We start from the raw sequence: 16,091 nt of genomic DNA, 5'->3' as shown, positions 1-16,091 counted from the left end.
GCGGGTTACCACTCCTGCTATGCCCGGCAGTGTCATGACGAGCCGCGGGGCCGTCTGTCCCCGTCGCAGGGGACCGGCCATCCCGGCGCGCGGGACCTCATGCAAGTCCGTACCACCGCAAGGGGACATACATCCAGCGCCTGCATTCCTATTCTTCCGGCATGCTGATGCAACAACTTCTCAACGGCGTGGTCGTCGGCAGTGTCTACGCCCTGTTCGCGCTCGGGTTCACGCTGCTCTTCGGGGTGAACCACATCATGAACATGGCCCACGGCTCGGTGTTCATGTGGGGCGCCTTCGCCGGGTTGTACGCCGTCACCATGCTGGATGCGCCGATCTATGTGGCACTGCTGATTGGCATGCTGGCGGGCGGGCTGGTGTCGGCGGCGCTGGACATATTCGCCTTTCGGCCGCTGCGCCGCCGCAACGCGCCGGAGTTCTCCGCCATCGTTGCCTCGATAGGGGCCGACCTGGTGCTGCTGGCCATCGCGCAGAAGGTTTCCAACACCGCGGTCATGCGCTTCCCGTTCGATGCCTTTCCGGTGGTGGTCTACACCGTGTTCGGGCTGCGCTTCCAACTGCTGCAACTGGTGATCATCGGTCTCGTGGTGGTCATGGTGTTCGGCCTGGTCTGGTACCTGTACCGCACCACCTTCGGCCAGCGCATCCGCTGCGTGGCGTACTCGGAGCAGACCTCGCGCCTGCTGGGCATCAATCCGGGGCCGGTGAACATGCAGGTGTTCATGATCTCGGGTGCGTTGGCCGGCATGGCGGGCGTGCTGATCGGCCTGGTCTTCAACTCGGTGCACTTCGCGATGGGCGAGCCGCTGCTGTTGCGCGCCTTCGTGATCATCATCCTGGGCGGACTCGGCAGCATCCCAGGCGCGCTGATCGCGGGGCTAGCCATCGGCATCGTGCAGACCCTGGCGGTGGCTTACGTCTCCTCCGGCGTCGCCGAGGCCGTCGTCTTCGTCGCCCTGTTCGTCGTCATCCTGGTCAGGCCCACCGGCTTGTTCGGTCAGTCGACCGCCGCAATGCGGATCCAACGCGCATGATGAATTTCTTCTACACCTACCAGTCGCTGTTCGACCACATCCTGGTCTACGCCCTGCTGGCGATGAGCCAGTACGTGGTGCTGCGCGCCGGCGTGTTCTCGCTAGGCACCGCGGGCTTCGCCGCGCTGGGTGCCTACGGCTGCGCGCTGCTGATCACCAAGGCCGGCTGGCCGCCGTTCGCAGCCATCGTTGCCGGCACCATGCTTGGCGCCCTGGCCAGTGCCTTGCTGGCGTTCCCGTTGTCGCGGCTTCGCGGTGTGTTCCAGGCGGTCGCTACGTTGGCGCTGGTGCAGATCGTGCTGTCGGCCACGCAGAACTGGGTCAGCGTCACCAATGGTGCATTGGGCGTCAACGGCATCCCCAAGGTGGCCGGCACCGGCGTGCTGCTGTCGGTGGTCGTGATCGTGGTGCTGCTGCTGGTGGCCATGGGCCGCTACAGCGTGGGACGTGCCATGGACGTGATCCGCGAGGACGAGACCGTGGCGGTCTCGCTGGGCATCTCGGTGCCTTACTACCACCGCATCGCGTTCATCCTGTCCGGGCTGCTGGCCGGCCTGGGCGGCGCGCTGCAGGCCACCAGCAGCTACGCCATCACGCCCGGCGAGTTCGGCTTCGGCATGCTGGTGGCGACGCTGGCGATGGTCGTGCTCGGTGGCCGCACCTCGGTGTGGGGCGCGCTGGTCGGTGCCGCCATCCTGACCACGCTGCCCGAACTGTTCCGCGTGTTCGCCGACTACCGCAACGTGGTGCAGGGCATCCTGCTGATGCTGGTCATCGTGTACCTGCCGCGCGGCGTGGCCGACACCGTGATCGCGATGCTGCGCGACCGCCGGCTGCGACGCAGGGCTGCCCCCCTGTCGGCCGCTCCCGTGGTCGGCGGCCCCGCCAGCACGGGCGCGCCGCCCGTCAACGCGTCGATCGACGCAGGAGTGCACGCATGACCGCTACGCTGGTCCTCCAGGATGTGGCCCGCCATTTCGGCGGCGTGCCGGCCGTCGACAAGTTGAGCCTGCAGGTTCCCGCCGGGCAGATCACCGGCCTGATCGGGCCCAATGGCGCCGGCAAGACGACGGTGGTCAACCTCATCACCGGACTGCTGCACCTCAGCTCGGGCAAGGTGCTGCTGGACGGCAGGGACGTCTCGCGCGATGAGGCGCCCGAGCTGGCGCGCGCCGGCGTGGCCCGCACCTTCCAGAACATCCGACTGGTGCCCGACGCCAGCGTGCTCGAGAACGTGGTGGCCGGCTTCCACCGGCACGAGAAGGCCGGCCTCTGGGCCAACCTGCTGGGCCTGCCATCCGCGCGCGCCGAGGCGAAGCGGCTGAACGAGCGGGCGATGGCGCTGCTGGAGCGCTTCGGCATGACAGCGCTGGCCGAGCACCGCGCCGGCGGCCTGTCCTACGGCCATCAGCGCCGCATCGAAATGATGCGGGCGCTGGCAACCGAACCGAGATTGCTGCTGCTCGACGAGCCGGTGGCCGGCATGAACGACGCCGAGGCCGAAAGCCTGGCCGGCATCTTCCGCAGTGTGGCCGCGAGCGGCGTCGCCGTGCTGCTGATCGAGCACAACATGCGTTTCGTCATGTCCTTGTGCGCGCACCTCTACGTGCTGGCCTCGGGCCGGCTCATCGCCGAGGGCCTGCCGGAGGCGGTGGGCCGCGATCCCAAGGTCGTCGAAGCCTACCTGGGAGCCTGAGGCATGCTGGACATCCGCAATCTCGACGTGCACTACCGCGGCATCCAGGCGCTGCGTGGCGTGGACCTGACGGTGAAGAAGGGCGAGATCTTCGCCCTGATCGGGCCCAACGGCGCGGGCAAGTCGAGCCTGGTCAACGCGCTGTCGGGCATCGTGCCCTCCGGCGGCGAGATCCTGTTCGAGGGCGAGCCGCTCGGCCGCCGCCCTGCCCATCTGCGCTCGCGCGCCGGGATCATCCAGGTGCCCGAGGGGCGGCGCGTGATCGCACCGCTTTCGGTGGCGGAGAACCTCGAGCTGGGCCGGCAGGCGGCGGGCGTGCGCGGCAGCGATGCGGCCGACCTCGATCGCGTGCACGCGCTGTTCCCGGTGCTGAAGGACCGGCGCGAACAGTTGTCGGGGTCGCTGTCCGGTGGCCAGCAGCAGATGCTGGCGATCGGCCGCGCGCTGATGGGTCGTCCCAAGGTGCTGATGCTGGACGAGCCCAGCCTCGGTCTCGCGCCCGTGATCATCAAGGACGTGTTCCGCGCACTGGTGCAACTCAATCGCGAGGGCATGACCATCCTGCTGGTGGAGCAGAACGCTCGCCTCGCGCTGCAGACGGCCCATCGCGCCGCGGTGCTGGAGCAGGGCCGCATCGTGCACCAGGGGTTGGCCTCGGACCTGGCGAACGACCCGGTGATCGCCGATCACTATTTCGGCCGTGCGGGCATGGTTGCGTAATGAATTCTTCAATCAGGAGACAAACGGCATGAATGAGACACGCAGGCACTGGCTGCTGGCCACCATGGCCGCGGCCGCCGCCGCGACGGCCGGCACCGCCGGCGCGCAGGGCGCGGAGCTGACCGTGGGCGTGTTCAACGCCACCACCGGCGTCTACGCCTTTGGCGGCGTGCCGATCCAAAACGCCATGCGCCTGGCGATCGAGCAGGCCAACAAGCAAGGCCTGCCCGGCGGCGCCAGGATCAAGATCGTCGAGGGCGACACCGCCGGCGACAAGGCGCAAACGATCACCCTGATCAACCAGTTCGCGCGCCGTGACAACGCGATCCTGCTGCTTGGGCCGACCACGAGCGTCGAAGCGGTGTCCGGCGCGCCGGTCTCGAACGCCTTGCAGATCCCGATGATCAGCACCTCCTCGTCGGCCGAGATCCTCGATGCGGGCCCCTGGTCGTTCAAGGTTGGCGCGCAGGCCACGCAGACCACCGGGCGCCTGGGCCGCTATGCGGTCGAGAAGCTCGGCGTGAAGCGGGCACTGATGGTTTTCGACCAAGGCAACGAGGGCTACATCGCGCAGAAGAACGCCATGCGCGATGCGCTCAAATCCAGCGGCGCGCAGATCCTGGCCGACGAGGGCATCCAGGCCTCCGACTCGAACTTCCTGCCGTTGGCCACGAAGATTGCGGCGCAGGACGTCGATGCCGTCTTCATCGCCGCACCGGCGGAACTGTCGGCCAACTTCTTCATCCAGTTGCTGCAGGCGGGCGTGAGCCCGAAGACACGCTTCATGGGACCGGCCTCCTTGGCCTCGCAAGGCTTCATCAAGTCCGGTGGCAAGGCCGTCGAGAACGCCTACGTGGTCGCCGACTACGCCGCCACCAGCGCCAACCCGGTGAATGCCGCTTTCACCGAAGCCTACAAGGCGCGCTACGGCACGGCGCCGGACAACTGGGCGGCCATGGGCTACAGCACCGCGCTGATCGGCATCCAGGCGATCCGCAACGCCGGCCCGAACCCTGACCGTGCGAAGGTCCGCGCCGAGCTGGCCAAGTCGAACAAGGTGCCGGTCGTGATCGGTGACGGCCTGTGGACGCTGGACGCAGGACGTCAGCCGAGCTATGGCGCCGCGATCCTGCAGGTGAAGAACGGCGCTTTCGTGTCGGCACCGTAGGCGTCGGCCGTCACAGGCGGGAGCCGGGGCTCCAGAGGCAAAGCGGCCATCGGCCGCTTTTTTACTGACTCGGCATCCAGGCCGGACGGCGCTTACTCGGCCTTGATGTTTCGCTCTCGCACCACGCTGCGCCACTTCACCGTCTCGGCCTGGATGTAGGCGGTGAACTGCTCGGGCGTGCCACCGACCGGATCGATCCCGGCCTCGTTGAGCTTGCGCTTCACTTCGGCCGGCGCGATCGCCTTCAGGTAGGCGGCGTTGAGCGCGCGGATCACCGGCTCGGGGGTGCCTGCGCGAACGCTGAAGCCCTGCCAGCCTTCCACCTCGAAACCTTTGACGCCCTGCTCGGCCAGCGTCGGCACCTCGGGGTAGGCCGCGATGCGCTTCGAGCCTGCGGCGGCGATCGGGCGCAGCTTGCCGGACTCGATGTGCGGCCGCGCCGAGGCGCGGTCCAGGAACATCATGCCCACCTGGCCGCCCAGCAGGTCCTGCACGGCCGGTCCGCCGCCCTTGTACGTGATGGCCACCAGCTTCATGCCGGTCTCGCGGGCGAGCAATTCGGTCGCGAGGTGATGGGTGGTGCCCACGCTGGGCGAGGCATAGCTCAGTCCCGCCGGCGTGCGCGCCGCCAGCGCTATCAGCTCCTGCACGTTGCCGACCGGCAGCACGGTGGGGTTGACCACCAGCACGAAGTCGAACTTGGCGGTCATGGTCACGGGCACCAGGTCCTTCAGCGGGTCGTAGGAGAGCTTCTCGAACATGCTGGGATTGACGGCGTAGGTCGTCATGTCGCCCAGCAGGAAGGTGTGGCCGTCGGCCGGCAGCTGCTTGGCCACCGCGGTGGCGCCGATGATGCCGGAGGCGCCGGGACGGTTCTCGACGATGACCGGCTGTCCCAGCGCCTCACCCATGCCGGGCGCGACCAGGCGCGCGAAGAAGTCGGTGCCGCCGCCGGCCGGGTAGGGGACGATCAGCCGGATCGGCTGGCTGGGCCAGGTCGACTGGGCGAAGGCCGCGGGCGCCAGGGCGGCGGCGGCGACCAGGGAGAGGAGGGTGCGTCGATGCATGGTGAATGTCTCCTTGTTTTCTGCCGGCCCGCTTCGCCGCGGGCGTGCAGGTCAGGCCTTGATGTCGCGTTGAAGAATTCGGGCCAGCGCTGCCGCCAGCGTAGCCTGCGCCTCCTTGCTGCGCCCGATCGAGCGCCAGCCCACGTGCTGGTCCGGCCGCACCAGGACCGCGCCATCGGCGGATACGCCGCGCAGGTGGCGCCAGCGGCGGTCTGCATCGCGCACCGCGGACGCGTCCGAGATCTCGACCACCTCGATGGGGACGCCGCTGATGCGCGCCACGGCCGCCGCGGCCTCGGCCCAGCCTGAATCCTCGCGTCCGGTGAGCAGCACGAAGCGGCCCGGCTGGACCAGGTCGAGCGTGGAAAGCTTCTGGCCATCGCGCTCGAGCCATGCATGCGGCAGGCGATGCCCCGGCCGCGTGGTCGGCACATAGACTTGTCCCAGCGGATCGCGCTCCGGCGTCGGCGTGCCATCCGGCATCACCGCGCCGATGTCGTAGTGGTAGCCGAGCTCGATGTCGTGCGCCTGCCATTCCATGCGTTGCACATCCATGATCTGTGCCAGACGCGCGCGCCGCGTACGTCCTTCCTGGTCGTCGGCGAAGTAGCGGCGGAAGTTGGCCTGGCTCAGCTCGGCGTTTCCGCGCACCAGCCCGATGCCGGCATCGGTCAGCTGGTGGTTCTGGAAAGTCATGAGCGCCCACTGGATGTTGGCCGCCGCCACCGGTCGGCGTTCGGCCTCGTAGCTGTCGAGCAGGCTGTCATGGGCCTGGCCCTTCAGTACCGCGGCGATCTTCCATGCCAGGTTGTGCGCATCCTGGATCGCGGAGTTCAGGCCCAGGCCGGTGGTGGGCGGATGGCGGTGCGCGGCATCGCCGGCCAGCAGCACGCGGCCCCAGCGGTAGCGATCGACCAGCACGCCTTCGACCGTCCAGTGGCCGATCCCGATGATGTCCGGGTTCAGGTCCGGGATCTTCAGCAGTTCGCGCATCCGCGGCAGGAGCGACGCCTCCTCGAAGCGCGATGGATCGTCGGGGCGGAAGCTGAAATGGAACATCCACTCCTCCGAGTGCCGGCCGAACCGGGTCGGGCCCAGTTGCCCCAGCACGCCGCTGGCCCACGACCCGCCTTCGGGGTTCACGAACCAGGTCGTCATCGCGTAGTCGTCGTCCCAGTACTGCGACAGGTCGGCGCGGAAGTACACCGTGACCATGTGCGCCAGGTCGGTGGCGCCGGTCATGGCGGCACCCACCGCCGGCCCGACGGTCTTGCCGCCGTCGGCGCCGATCAGGTACTTGGCGCGCACGCGGGTGTCCTTCTCGGTGGCGCGATCACGCACGATCGCGGTCACGCCGCCTTCGTCCTGCTCGAAGGACTGCAGCTGGTGGTTGTAGAGCACTTGCGCGTTGTCCTCCGCCGAGGCGATCTCGCGCAGCAGCGGCTCCATGCGCACCTGCGGGAACAGCGTCGACTCGCAGGGGCTGTCCTTGGCGTAGTGCTGCGCCAGCGAACCACCACCGAAGGATTCGATGCGGTAGAAGGTGCGTCGGTCGAGCTCGCCGTCGCCGGCGAGCGTGGTGCACCAGCGGATGTGCGAGATGTGCTTGAGCGGCATCGAGCGCTCGTAGACGCGGTCGGCCACGTCGAACTGGCGCAGCAGCTCCATCGTGCGCTGGCTGACGTAGCGCGCCTTGGGCAAGCGGCCGGGCGCAGGATGGCGCTCGATCAGCAAGCTGCGGATGCCCTGCCGCGACAGGAACAGCGAGGAGGCGAGGCCGCAGCCGCCGCCGCCGACGATCAGGACGGGAACTTCGATGTCTTGCATGGGCATTTCTGAAGGGGATGGGTGAGCGTGATGCGCGCGAACAGTGAGCGGTGGCTTTGCGCCATCGATGCGCCGAGTTCGCTGCGCTGACGGGTGAGCGCCTCGGCGAGCTCGCGCCAGTCGGCTGGCGACAGGAAGTCCAACGCTACCGGCAGCACATAGCTCTCTTCCACCTCCATGTGGCCGAGGTATCCGTTGACATGCGTTCGCACCAGCAGCTCGAACGACTCATGATGGACATCGCCCATCACCTGCCAGGCGGTCAGGGCGTGCTCCAGCTCTCGCACGGCGGATTCACCGCGCTCGTGTTCGGCCTCCAGCCGGTCCAGCACCGGGCGCAGCGCCGGGCAGCGCTCGCGGATGCGCGGGAACAGCAGCTCGCTCTCGCTGGCGTGGTGCACGCGCGCGGGCATCTCGTCCAGGTAGAACAGCATGGCGCGCAGCGCGTCGAAGTCCGGCGCGCTGCCCGGCCTGCCGGCGCGCTCCACCGCGTCGCGCAGCGCCCGCAGCACCGCTGCGAGGGCCTCGTGGTCCTCGACGATCAACTGGATGGCAGGCGGCTGCATGAGGTTCATCTGCGGTGCGTCGGCATGCTCGCATTGACGCACGGCCGCGCGTCGGGGTCAGTCCCCGCGACGGGGGACGCCGAGACGCGCTCAGTGCAGCGCGGTGGAGGCCGCGGCCTCGAATCGCTCGGCGCTCCAGCGGCTCCAACGGGCCAGGTACCACGTCAGCAGCTCGCGCTCGCTGCCGATGGCCAGGCGCTGGTAGGCACGCTTGCGGTAGGTCTTGACGGTTTCCTCGCTCACCGTCAGGTCCAGCGCGATGCCGACCGAGGACAGGCCGTAAAGGATACGGGCGCACACCTCGGCTTCGCGCCGCGGCAGAGGGCTGGTCGCGACGATGCAGTTCTCGATCTCGGGCAGCGAGGTCAGGGCCTGTGCCACGTTCGGACGGCTCTGGCAGACGTCGGCGTGCTTGGCCAGCATGGCCACCAGCAACTCGGCCGCCTGGCCCAGCTTTTCGATGGCCTCGTGGGCAAAGGGCGCATGCGAGTCGGCGCGCAGCACGCTCAGGCCGAAGGTGCCATTGACGCTGTGGCCGCACAGCAGGATGCGGTCGCGCACGTGCGGGTACACCCGTGGACGCAGGTCGTCGTAGCCGTGGTCGCTGAAGTCGACGTGGATGATCGTGGCCGCGCCGCCCTCGACGCAGCGTTGCGCCTCGGTCATCGCCGGGTCGTGCTTCCACAGGCCCTGCTTCACGTAGCTCTCGACGCGGTCGCGCGCCGTGCGCTCCGGTTGCACGCAGCAGGCTGCCACTTCGCGCAGCTCGTCCCGCCCGAGGCGGAAGGCCGCGAAGTGGTCGGCGCCGCACAGTGAATGCAGGTAGCTCGCCAGCGCCGGGCCGAAGCGGTCGTTGCCCATGCCGTCGATCAGGCGGGCCAGGGCGCTCTCCGCGCTGTGGCCGGCAGCAGGCCGATCCTGAACCATCACTGTCATCATGGTTGTCTCCTTGTATGGCTGGCACGCTCCGAGGCGAGCGCTGCCCGGATTTCTGCGATCCGTGGCGGGTTTCAGATTCCGTAATCAGATTACGCTAATCGAAATCCAATCGTGTCAGTGGATACCCTCGCTGTCGTGATGAATCAACCATTCAGGCCCACCCCATCCGGCGCGAAACCTCTTCCGCGCGCGCGGCCAGGGTCGATGCGACGGGGCCGTCCAGCCGCGTGTCGATCAGGCCCGCCGACCCCATCACGGTGATCACGCCGACCACCGCGCCGGCGTGATCGAAGATCGGTGCCGAGATGCCATGCAGCCCCGGGTTGACGTCGCCCTGAACGCGCGCGAGCTTGTGGCGGCGCACCTCCTCGAACAGTGCCTCCACGTCGGGCTTGCTCATCCTGCTTGCAATCCGGGTCGGGGTGGCGCCCGGATGCTGCGAGCCAGCCATTTCCCGTTCGATCAGCGGCGCGGTCACCGACGGGGGAAGGTAGGCGCCGAACACCCGCCCGGTGGACGAAGTGAGGATCGGCATGACGGAGCCAGGCCGGCCGCTGATGATCAGCGCATCGTTCGTTTCCTCGAAGCGCACGAAGGTCGGCCCGGCCGCGCCCCAGACCGCCAGGCCGACGGTGAAGCCGAGCTCGTCGCGCAGGTCGCCCAGCGTGGGCGATGCCACCTGCACGACACTCAATCGTCGCAATGCCGTCAGCCCGATGCGCACAGCCAGCGGACCCAGCCGGTAGCCACCGCTCGCGGCGTCGCGCTCGGCCAGGCCGCTGCGGCAGAAGCTCACCAGGTAGCGATGGGCCTTGGGTGGCTGCATCTCGGCGCGCTCCGCCACCGTCTTCAGCATCAGCGGCGCGCCGGTGTCGATCAGCGCCGACAGCACGCGCACTGCGGTGTCGACCGCCTGCACGCCGCCAGCATCCTCGTCGCTCACGGCAGCGCCGTTGCCAGGCAGGTCTTCGTCGGTCGTGGGCGTGGACGGGTTCATCCGCATCAGCCTAGCATGGGCTTCCATGCCGACCTGACTCAGGTGCGGGCCGCGGCCAGGATGGAAGCAAAACGCGAAATGCGCTGGCCCTGGAATCGCGCGGCCGCCAACTTTTCCTCCGGCAACCCTTTGCCGCGGCCGTCGGTGAAGCTCACGCCGTACGGGTTGCCGCCCGCTGCGTACAGCAGCTTGTCGGTGTAGCCCACGGGCACGATGATCGAACCCCAGTGGTAGAAGACGTTGTGCAGCGCCAGCAGCGTGGCCTCCTGGCCGCCATGCACGTTGCCGGCGCCGGTGAAGGCGGCGGCCGCCTTGTCCTGCAGCTTGCCCTGCGACCACAGCGGGCCCAGGGTGTCGATGAACTGCTTCAACTGCGCCGTCGGCAGGCCGAAGCGGGTGGGCGTCCCGAAGACGAAGCCATCGGCCCAGTCCAGGTCGTCCAGCGTGGCTTCCGGCACGTCGCGCGTGGCCTCCAGGTGTTCCTTCCATGCGGGCTTGGCGGCGATGGCTTCGACGCCGGCCAGTTCGCGCACCTTGCGTAGGCGCGTCTTCGCACCTGCGGCGCGCGCCCCTTCCTCGACGGCGCGGGCGATCTGCCAGGTATGGCCGGTGCTGCTGTAGTAGACGATGGTGACATTGGCCATGGCTTCTTCTTGTCTAGAGGGTGAGGACGATCTTCCCGAAGTGCAGGTTGGCGCTCATGCGCTCCAGCGCGGCGGCGGCTTCGGCCAAGGGATAGCGGCTGTCGATCGGCAGCCTGAGCCGGCGCTCGCCGATGGCGCTGCCGAGGTCGGCCAGCATCTTCGCGTTGAGCGTCCGGATCTCGTCGACCGACCGGGTACGGAAGGTGACGCCGATGTAGCTGATGCGGCGCAGTGCGTGCAACTGGAAGTCGAACTCGCCGCCGGCGCCACCGAGGCGCCCGAGGTTGACGATGTGCCCGCCGACCGCGGCCGTCTGCATGGTCTGCGCGAACTGCTTGCCGGTGACCTGGTCGACGACGACTTCCACCCCTTTGTCGCCCGTGGCCTCGAGAACACGCTGGTGCCAGTCGGGCTGGCCGGGGTCGAGCGCCAGGTCGGCGCCGAACTCGGCCAGCCGCGCGCGGCGCGCGGCGTTGGTGGAGGTGCCGATCACCTTGCGGGCGCCGAGCAGTCGCGCGATCTGCAGCCCCATCAGGCCGACGCCGGAGGCGGCGCCGTGGATCAGGACGTCCTGGCCGCGCTTCAGTTCCCCGTGGGTGACGAGGGCATCGTGCATGGCCTGCAGCGCCAGCACGAGGATGCTGGCTTCCTCGTAGGGCAGGGTGCTGTCCGGGATCCTGCAGGCGCGGCCGCCGTCGGTGACGGCGTATTCGGCATAGGCGCCGGCGCCGGTGCACATGACGCGGTCGCCCGGCTTCCAGCCGCCGGACTGAGGCCCCGCCTCCACCACCTCGCCCGCCCACTCCATGCCGATCACCTTGCCGTCCCTGGCCGCGAGTCCGGCGAGGTCGGCACGGTTCAGGCTGGCCGCCTTCACGCGCACGAGGATTTCATTGGGCTGGGGCTGCGGCGCCGGCACGTCGGCAAGCCGCGCGCCTTCGGCCGTGGAGACAATGGCTTTCATCCAGCCAGCATAGGCAGCGCCCGCGGTGCGGTATGCCCCCCTTCGACGGGACAGACAGCAGTGGCCGCGCAGCTAAGCTGGACTTCATGATCTACGAGCTGCGCCTCTATTCCGTCGCCCCCGGCCGCATGGCCGACGTGCACACCCGCTTCAACGAGCACTTCCCGGCGCTGTTCGCCAGGCATGGCGTCGATTGCGTCGCGCGCTGGAATGCGGTGGCCGGCCCGGACGCGCCGCGCTTCGTCTACCTGATGGCGTACCGCGACTACGCGCACCGGGAGGCGGTGTGGGCCAGCTTCTACGCGGACGCCGAGTGGTGGCGCATCCGCGCCGAGACCAATGCCGGACACGAGATGGTGGAGCGGCACGACCTGTTCTTCATGAAGCCCAACGTGGCGTGGAGCATCGAAGACGATCGGGCGACGGCGGTGCGCGGCCTGCACGAGCTGGTGCAGCAGCAGATCGCGCCGGGGCAGAACGCCAATGCCAGCGTGTTCCTGCAGCAAACCTGGCTGCCGCTGGTGCGCGAGGCCGGCGCTCGCGTGCTGGCCGTATGGGACATGGCCTCCGGCGCCGGCATGCAGAAGATCGTGCTGTTGTACGCCTGGCAGGATGCTGCGAAGTGGCACGCGGGCCGCCAGGCGCTGGACTGCAACGAGACGCTTCGCGCGGCTTTCGCCGAGCAGCGCAAGCAGCACGGGACGACATTCTTCCAGCGCGCCGAAGTGAACCTGCTCGACCCGGCGCCGGGCATGACGATCCGCGCGGGGCTGGGGCGCAGCGCGGATTGATGCTAGGAAGCCGGGTGCGGACTTGCCGCCGTGCGTTGCCGGAGACTGAAGGCGAACACGGCACCAAGCGCCGCCAGCGCGACTGCGCAGGCCATGAACACAGGGCGCGTCCCGGCGCGATCCACCACCGCCGAGGCCGCGGCCACACCGGCGGCGATGCCAAGGAACATGGTGGAGGCGAACAGGCTGACGGCAGTGCCGCGCAGCGCGGGCACCATCTGGGTGGCGTGTGTCTGCAGCGTGCCGTGCAGCATGTAGAAGCCGACCCCGGCCAGGAGGCAGGCCGGCAGCGACAACGCCCAGTGATGGCCGGCGGCCAGTGCAAGCCAGCCGATGCCCAGCGCGAGCCCACCGACGAGCACCATGCCGCTTTCGCCCAGCACCGCCAGCAGTCGCCGGGCCGTGAAGGCATAGAAGAAGCCGCCGACGCCGTACAGCGCCACCACGGCGGCCGCCGCCGACAGGCCGAGCCCGAACTCGCGCACCAGGAAGGCCGGCAGGAATGCCAGGCCACAGAAAGCGAAGGCGCCTTCGACCATCACGATCAGCAACATCCAGCGCGCCCACGGCACCGAGAGCACGTTGAGGATGTCGCGCAAGTGGCCGTTGGGTGAGGGTGGTTGCACGGGTTCCGCACGGACGTCGCGATTCAAGCGGATCGCCAGCCCGCCTGAGCAGAACACCACGGCCAGCAGCGCGAACACTGCGCGCCAGCCCAGCCATTCGGTGAGCACGCCCGACACCCACTGGCCGGCGATCATCCCGCCCAGTGACAGCATGAGGAAGCGTGCAAGCACCGGCTGCCGGTCGGCATACGGCACGGTGTCGCCGACCCAGGCCAGAACCAGCGCGATGATGCCGGCGGCGGTGGCGCCGGCAAGGAAGCGCGCCACCACCAGCATTTCCAGGCTCATCGCAAACAGAGCGAGCACGTTGCCCACCACGCAGCCCAGCGCGGCGCAGCCGATCACGCGCCGCTTGCCGTAGCGGTCGCCAAGCGGGCCGAACAGCAATTGCAGCAGGCCGTAGGCCACCGCATACACCGAAACGGTCAGCGCGGCGCGGCCGGTGGTGACGCCGAAGGCTTGCGCCAGTGCGGGCAACATCGGATCGCAGACGCGCATCATCGCGCTGCTGCAGAAGTGCACCGTGGCGAGCGCGGCCAGGCCGCTTCGCCGCAGGCCGGTCATGCCTTTCCCGCGTCCTGCTTCTCGAAGCCGGGGCGCGGGATCAGCGACAGCCAGGTGGTGCTGAGGCCGCCATCGACCAGCACGTCCTGGCCGTTCACGTAGCCGGACCGCGGGCTCGCGAGGAAGGCCACCACTTCGGCGATATCCTTCGGGCCGCTGATGCGCCCCGCCGGCACGATGGACTCGCGCTTCTTCAGCACGGAGGGATCCTGGTAGATGCCTTCGGTCAACGGCGTGCGCACCATCGCCGGGCTCACGACGTTGCTGCGGATCCGGTGTTCGCCCAGTTCCACGGCCAGCAACTGCGACAGCATCTTCACCCCCGCCTTGCTGACGCTGTAGGGGCCGCTGTACGGCTGCGGCACGCGGCCCGAAATCGAGGCGACATGCACCATGCTGCCGCCGCCCGCGGCGATCATCTGGCGGCCGAAGGCCTGCGCGCAGAGCAGGAAGCCGTTGAGGTTGACGGCCATCAGCTGGTTCCAGCGCTCCAGCTCGATGTCCATCAGCGCCGCCGCGTAAATGGTGGCGGCGTTGTTCACCAGCACGTCGCAGCGGCCCAGCTCGCGTTCCACGGTCGCGGCGGCGCGTTCCACGTCGGCCTTGTCGGTGATGTCGCAGGCGACCGCGATGGCGCGCGCGCCCGTCCTTGCGATGTCAGCCGCGGCCTTCGCCGCGCCTGGCTCGTCGCGATCCAGCAGGGCCACCCTGGCGCCGACCTGCGCGAGTTCACGCGCGATCCCGATGCCGATGCCACCGGCCGCGCCCGTGACGACGCAAACCTTGCCCTCGAGCTGAAGCCAGGATTCAGCCATGCCGTCAGACCTGCGGATTGGCGATGCGCACCACGATGCCTTCGGTGGCGGCGCTCATGACGATCTGGCAGGCCAGGCGGCTGTTGGCCTGGCGAGCGGCGGCGGTGTAGTCCAGCATCTGGTCCTCGCTGGGCGCCATGGAGGACAGGTGATCGGCATAGCCGTCCTCGACGAACACGTGACAGGTGGCGCAGCTGAGCGCGCCGCCGCAGTCTCCGATGATTTCGTCGATGCCGTGGTCGCAAGCAGCGCGCATGAGGTTGGTGCCGATGGCGACGTCGACGTCGCGGCGTGCGCCGTCGGCGCAGATGAAGGTGGCCTTGGTCATGGCGTCACTGTCAGCCGCCTGGGCCTGACTGTCAGTCCCCTCGGAGGGGACGGTCGCGCAGGGTGGGCTCGGTCCTCCCGATCCCGCAGGCTGTACCGCCGCCGGGGGACTGTGGTGGCGGCGGCACCCACCTACAGTCGTCCCATGACCCAAGCCCTCGCCGTCCAGACCGAATGGGTGCACCTCCAGTACGAGGAGCGTGCCGCCTTCACCGAAACCTACGGCTTCGCCGGCAACCAGGGCGCGGTGAACCTCGAAGGCATCCGCTTCCGGCCCGCGGACAAGGCGTCGGACACGCTGATGGTCTTCATGCACCCGGCCTCCACCCTGCAGCTGTTGCCGGTCCCGCGTGCGATGGCCGAGACCGGCGCGCACGTGCTCTGCGCGGGCAGCCGCTACCAGCGCAACGACACCGCGCTGATCATGGAGAAGGTATTGCTCGACCTGGGCGCGTACATTCGCCACGCCAAGGAGGTCTGGGGCTACAAGCATGTGGTGCTGGTCGGCTGGTCCGGCGGCGGCGCGCTGGCGGTGAGCTACCAGGCCGAGGCCGAAAACCCCAGCATCACGCACACGCCGGCCGGCGACCCCGTCGACCTCAAGGGCGCGGGCTTGATCCCGGCGGATGCGGTGATCTTCCAGGCGGCACACCTGTCGCGAGCCCATCTGCTGGCGGAGGCCATCGATCCTTCCGTGAACGATGAACTCGATCCGGACAAGCGCGATGTCGAACTCGACATCTACGATCCGCGCAACCCCAACCAGCCACCGTACTCGCCCGAGTACATCCAGCGCTACCGCGCCGCCCAGCTGGCCCGCATGCGGCGCATCACGGCGTGGGTGAAGCAGACGCTGACAAAGCTGAAGACGCGCGACACCGGCGAGATGGAACGCCCCTTCATCGTCCACCGCACACTGGCTGATCCGCGCTTCCTGGATCCGACGCTGGACCCGAACGACCGCAAGCCGCGCTGGTGCTACATGGGCAACCCGGAGACGGTGAATACCGGCCCCGTGGGGCTGGCCCGCTTCACCACATTGCGCTCCTGGCTGTCGCAATGGTCGCTGGACGACTCTTGCGGCAACGGCCTGGAGGGCGCCAAGCGGATCAAGGCCCCGCTGCTGGTGATCGAGAACAGCGCAGACGACGCTGCGCCGCAGACGCACCCCAGGATGCTGTACGAGGCGGCCGCGTCGCCCGACAAGACCTTCCGCATCATCAAGGGCGCCACCCACTATTACGCGGGCCAGCCCGAGCTGCTGAAGGAAGCCACGGCGCTGATCCGCGGCTGGCTGCAGCAGCGCGGCCTGTTGGAGCCCTGAC

At 68.8% G+C, this 16,091-nt stretch carries 17 protein-coding genes; 7 read left to right on the top strand and 10 right to left on the bottom strand.

The window, feature by feature from the left end:
* Nucleotides 1–167 precede the first annotated feature (167 nt).
* Genes J2739_RS21425 through J2739_RS21405 form a run of 5 tightly spaced genes read left to right on the top strand, consistent with a single transcriptional unit; the run spans nucleotide 168 to nucleotide 4,639 of the window.
* Nucleotides 168–1,055 carry a branched-chain amino acid ABC transporter permease gene (locus J2739_RS21425; RefSeq protein WP_309905370.1) on the top strand — a complete coding sequence of 296 codons (888 nt, stop codon included), beginning with the start codon at nucleotides 168–170 and terminating at the stop codon, nucleotides 1,053–1,055.
* Nucleotides 1,052–1,996 (top strand): branched-chain amino acid ABC transporter permease, encoded by a 945-nt coding sequence (locus tag J2739_RS21420; protein WP_309905369.1) that lies wholly within the window; start codon nucleotides 1,052–1,054, stop codon nucleotides 1,994–1,996. Before J2739_RS21425 ends, J2739_RS21420 begins: the two co-directional genes overlap by 4 nt.
* Complete coding sequence (locus J2739_RS21415) at nucleotides 1,993–2,751, top strand: ABC transporter ATP-binding protein (protein ID WP_309905367.1); 759 nt, start codon at nucleotides 1,993–1,995, stop codon at nucleotides 2,749–2,751. Before J2739_RS21420 ends, J2739_RS21415 begins: the two co-directional genes overlap by 4 nt.
* Before the next feature lie 3 nt (nucleotides 2,752–2,754).
* Nucleotides 2,755–3,471, top strand: coding sequence for an ABC transporter ATP-binding protein (locus tag J2739_RS21410; protein WP_309905365.1), 717 nt, complete (start codon nucleotides 2,755–2,757; stop codon nucleotides 3,469–3,471).
* 28 nt (nucleotides 3,472–3,499) lie between these two features.
* Nucleotides 3,500–4,639, top strand: coding sequence for an ABC transporter substrate-binding protein (locus J2739_RS21405; protein WP_309905364.1), 1,140 nt, complete (start codon nucleotides 3,500–3,502; stop codon nucleotides 4,637–4,639).
* Between the two features lie 92 nt (nucleotides 4,640–4,731).
* Here J2739_RS21405 and J2739_RS21400 read toward each other — a convergent pair whose 3' ends face one another.
* The 7 genes from J2739_RS21400 to J2739_RS21370 form a co-directional block, all read right to left on the bottom strand.
* Complete coding sequence (locus tag J2739_RS21400) at nucleotides 4,732–5,706, bottom strand: Bug family tripartite tricarboxylate transporter substrate binding protein (protein WP_309905362.1); 975 nt, start codon at nucleotides 5,704–5,706, stop codon at nucleotides 4,732–4,734.
* Between the two features lie 51 nt (nucleotides 5,707–5,757).
* A complete protein-coding gene (locus J2739_RS21395; protein ID WP_309905360.1) occupies nucleotides 5,758–7,533 on the bottom strand; it encodes an FAD-dependent monooxygenase in 1,776 nt (591 codons plus the stop codon).
* Entirely contained in the window at nucleotides 7,506–8,108 is a 603-nt protein-coding gene (locus J2739_RS21390; RefSeq protein WP_309905358.1) for a hemerythrin domain-containing protein, read from the bottom strand. Before J2739_RS21390 ends, J2739_RS21395 begins: the two co-directional genes overlap by 28 nt.
* Before the next feature lie 81 nt (nucleotides 8,109–8,189).
* On the bottom strand, nucleotides 8,190–9,038 hold the full coding sequence (locus J2739_RS21385) for a response regulator transcription factor (protein WP_309905356.1): 849 nt from the start codon (nucleotides 9,036–9,038) through the stop codon (nucleotides 8,190–8,192).
* Nucleotides 9,039–9,189: 151 nt separating this feature from the next.
* Nucleotides 9,190–10,035 (bottom strand): IclR family transcriptional regulator, encoded by an 846-nt coding sequence (locus J2739_RS21380; RefSeq protein WP_309905354.1) that lies wholly within the window; start codon nucleotides 10,033–10,035, stop codon nucleotides 9,190–9,192.
* A 38-nt stretch (nucleotides 10,036–10,073) separates the two neighbouring features.
* Nucleotides 10,074–10,679: an NAD(P)H:quinone oxidoreductase gene (gene wrbA / locus J2739_RS21375; protein WP_309905352.1), complete on the bottom strand. Its 606-nt coding sequence runs from the start codon at nucleotides 10,677–10,679 to the stop codon at nucleotides 10,074–10,076.
* Nucleotides 10,680–10,692: 13 nt separating this feature from the next.
* The gene (locus J2739_RS21370; RefSeq protein WP_309905351.1) at nucleotides 10,693–11,643 is read right to left on the bottom strand and encodes a quinone oxidoreductase family protein; all 951 of its coding nucleotides are present in this window, start codon (nucleotides 11,641–11,643) and stop codon (nucleotides 10,693–10,695) included.
* A gap of 86 nt (nucleotides 11,644–11,729) precedes the next feature.
* On the opposite strand from J2739_RS21370, the gene J2739_RS21365 reads away from it, so the two are divergent.
* The gene (locus J2739_RS21365) at nucleotides 11,730–12,434 is read left to right on the top strand and encodes an NIPSNAP family protein (protein ID WP_309905349.1); all 705 of its coding nucleotides are present in this window, start codon (nucleotides 11,730–11,732) and stop codon (nucleotides 12,432–12,434) included.
* Nucleotides 12,435–12,436: 2 nt separating this feature from the next.
* On the opposite strand, the gene J2739_RS21360 is transcribed toward J2739_RS21365, so the two are convergent.
* The 3 genes from J2739_RS21360 to J2739_RS21350 are packed head-to-tail and all read right to left on the bottom strand — an operon-like array spanning nucleotide 12,437 to nucleotide 14,767.
* Nucleotides 12,437–13,624: an MFS transporter gene (locus J2739_RS21360; RefSeq protein ID WP_309905347.1), complete on the bottom strand. Its 1,188-nt coding sequence runs from the start codon at nucleotides 13,622–13,624 to the stop codon at nucleotides 12,437–12,439.
* Nucleotides 13,621–14,439, bottom strand: a complete 819-nt coding sequence (locus J2739_RS21355) for an SDR family NAD(P)-dependent oxidoreductase (protein WP_309905345.1) — start codon at nucleotides 14,437–14,439, stop codon at nucleotides 13,621–13,623. Before J2739_RS21355 ends, J2739_RS21360 begins: the two co-directional genes overlap by 4 nt.
* Before the next feature lie 4 nt (nucleotides 14,440–14,443).
* Nucleotides 14,444–14,767, bottom strand: coding sequence for a 2Fe-2S iron-sulfur cluster-binding protein (locus tag J2739_RS21350; RefSeq protein WP_309905343.1), 324 nt, complete (start codon nucleotides 14,765–14,767; stop codon nucleotides 14,444–14,446).
* A 144-nt stretch (nucleotides 14,768–14,911) separates the two neighbouring features.
* On the opposite strand from J2739_RS21350, the gene J2739_RS21345 reads away from it, so the two are divergent.
* Complete coding sequence (locus tag J2739_RS21345) at nucleotides 14,912–16,090, top strand: alpha/beta hydrolase family protein (protein WP_309905340.1); 1,179 nt, start codon at nucleotides 14,912–14,914, stop codon at nucleotides 16,088–16,090.
* The last annotated feature ends 1 nt before the right edge of the window (nucleotide 16,091 follow it).

This window comes from Variovorax soli (assembly GCF_031454625.1).
In the GTDB taxonomy this organism is placed as follows: Bacteria; Pseudomonadota; Gammaproteobacteria; order Burkholderiales; family Burkholderiaceae_C; genus Variovorax; species Variovorax soli_A.
This window is presented reverse-complemented; position numbering and strand designations above follow the sequence as displayed.

Excerpts from the sequence above, each read along its gene's own strand:
- J2739_RS21425 (WP_309905370.1), top strand. The coding sequence starts at position 168 with ATGCAACAACTTCTCAACGGCGTGGTCGTCGGCAGTGTCTACGCCCTG.
- J2739_RS21420 (WP_309905369.1), top strand. The coding sequence starts at position 1,052 with ATGATGAATTTCTTCTACACCTACCAGTCGCTGTTCGACCACATCCTG.
- J2739_RS21415 (WP_309905367.1), top strand. The coding sequence starts at position 1,993 with ATGACCGCTACGCTGGTCCTCCAGGATGTGGCCCGCCATTTCGGCGGC.
- J2739_RS21410 (WP_309905365.1), top strand. The coding sequence starts at position 2,755 with ATGCTGGACATCCGCAATCTCGACGTGCACTACCGCGGCATCCAGGCG.
- J2739_RS21405 (WP_309905364.1), top strand. The coding sequence starts at position 3,500 with ATGAATGAGACACGCAGGCACTGGCTGCTGGCCACCATGGCCGCGGCC.
- J2739_RS21400 (WP_309905362.1), bottom strand. The coding sequence starts at position 5,706 with ATGCATCGACGCACCCTCCTCTCCCTGGTCGCCGCCGCCGCCCTGGCG.
- J2739_RS21395 (WP_309905360.1), bottom strand. The coding sequence starts at position 7,533 with ATGCAAGACATCGAAGTTCCCGTCCTGATCGTCGGCGGCGGCGGCTGC.
- J2739_RS21390 (WP_309905358.1), bottom strand. The coding sequence starts at position 8,108 with ATGAACCTCATGCAGCCGCCTGCCATCCAGTTGATCGTCGAGGACCAC.
- J2739_RS21385 (WP_309905356.1), bottom strand. The coding sequence starts at position 9,038 with ATGATGACAGTGATGGTTCAGGATCGGCCTGCTGCCGGCCACAGCGCG.
- J2739_RS21380 (WP_309905354.1), bottom strand. The coding sequence starts at position 10,035 with ATGAACCCGTCCACGCCCACGACCGACGAAGACCTGCCTGGCAACGGC.
- wrbA (WP_309905352.1), bottom strand. The coding sequence starts at position 10,679 with ATGGCCAATGTCACCATCGTCTACTACAGCAGCACCGGCCATACCTGG.
- J2739_RS21370 (WP_309905351.1), bottom strand. The coding sequence starts at position 11,643 with ATGAAAGCCATTGTCTCCACGGCCGAAGGCGCGCGGCTTGCCGACGTG.
- J2739_RS21365 (WP_309905349.1), top strand. The coding sequence starts at position 11,730 with ATGATCTACGAGCTGCGCCTCTATTCCGTCGCCCCCGGCCGCATGGCC.
- J2739_RS21360 (WP_309905347.1), bottom strand. The coding sequence starts at position 13,624 with ATGACCGGCCTGCGGCGAAGCGGCCTGGCCGCGCTCGCCACGGTGCAC.
- J2739_RS21355 (WP_309905345.1), bottom strand. The coding sequence starts at position 14,439 with ATGGCTGAATCCTGGCTTCAGCTCGAGGGCAAGGTTTGCGTCGTCACG.
- J2739_RS21350 (WP_309905343.1), bottom strand. The coding sequence starts at position 14,767 with ATGACCAAGGCCACCTTCATCTGCGCCGACGGCGCACGCCGCGACGTC.
- J2739_RS21345 (WP_309905340.1), top strand. The coding sequence starts at position 14,912 with ATGACCCAAGCCCTCGCCGTCCAGACCGAATGGGTGCACCTCCAGTAC.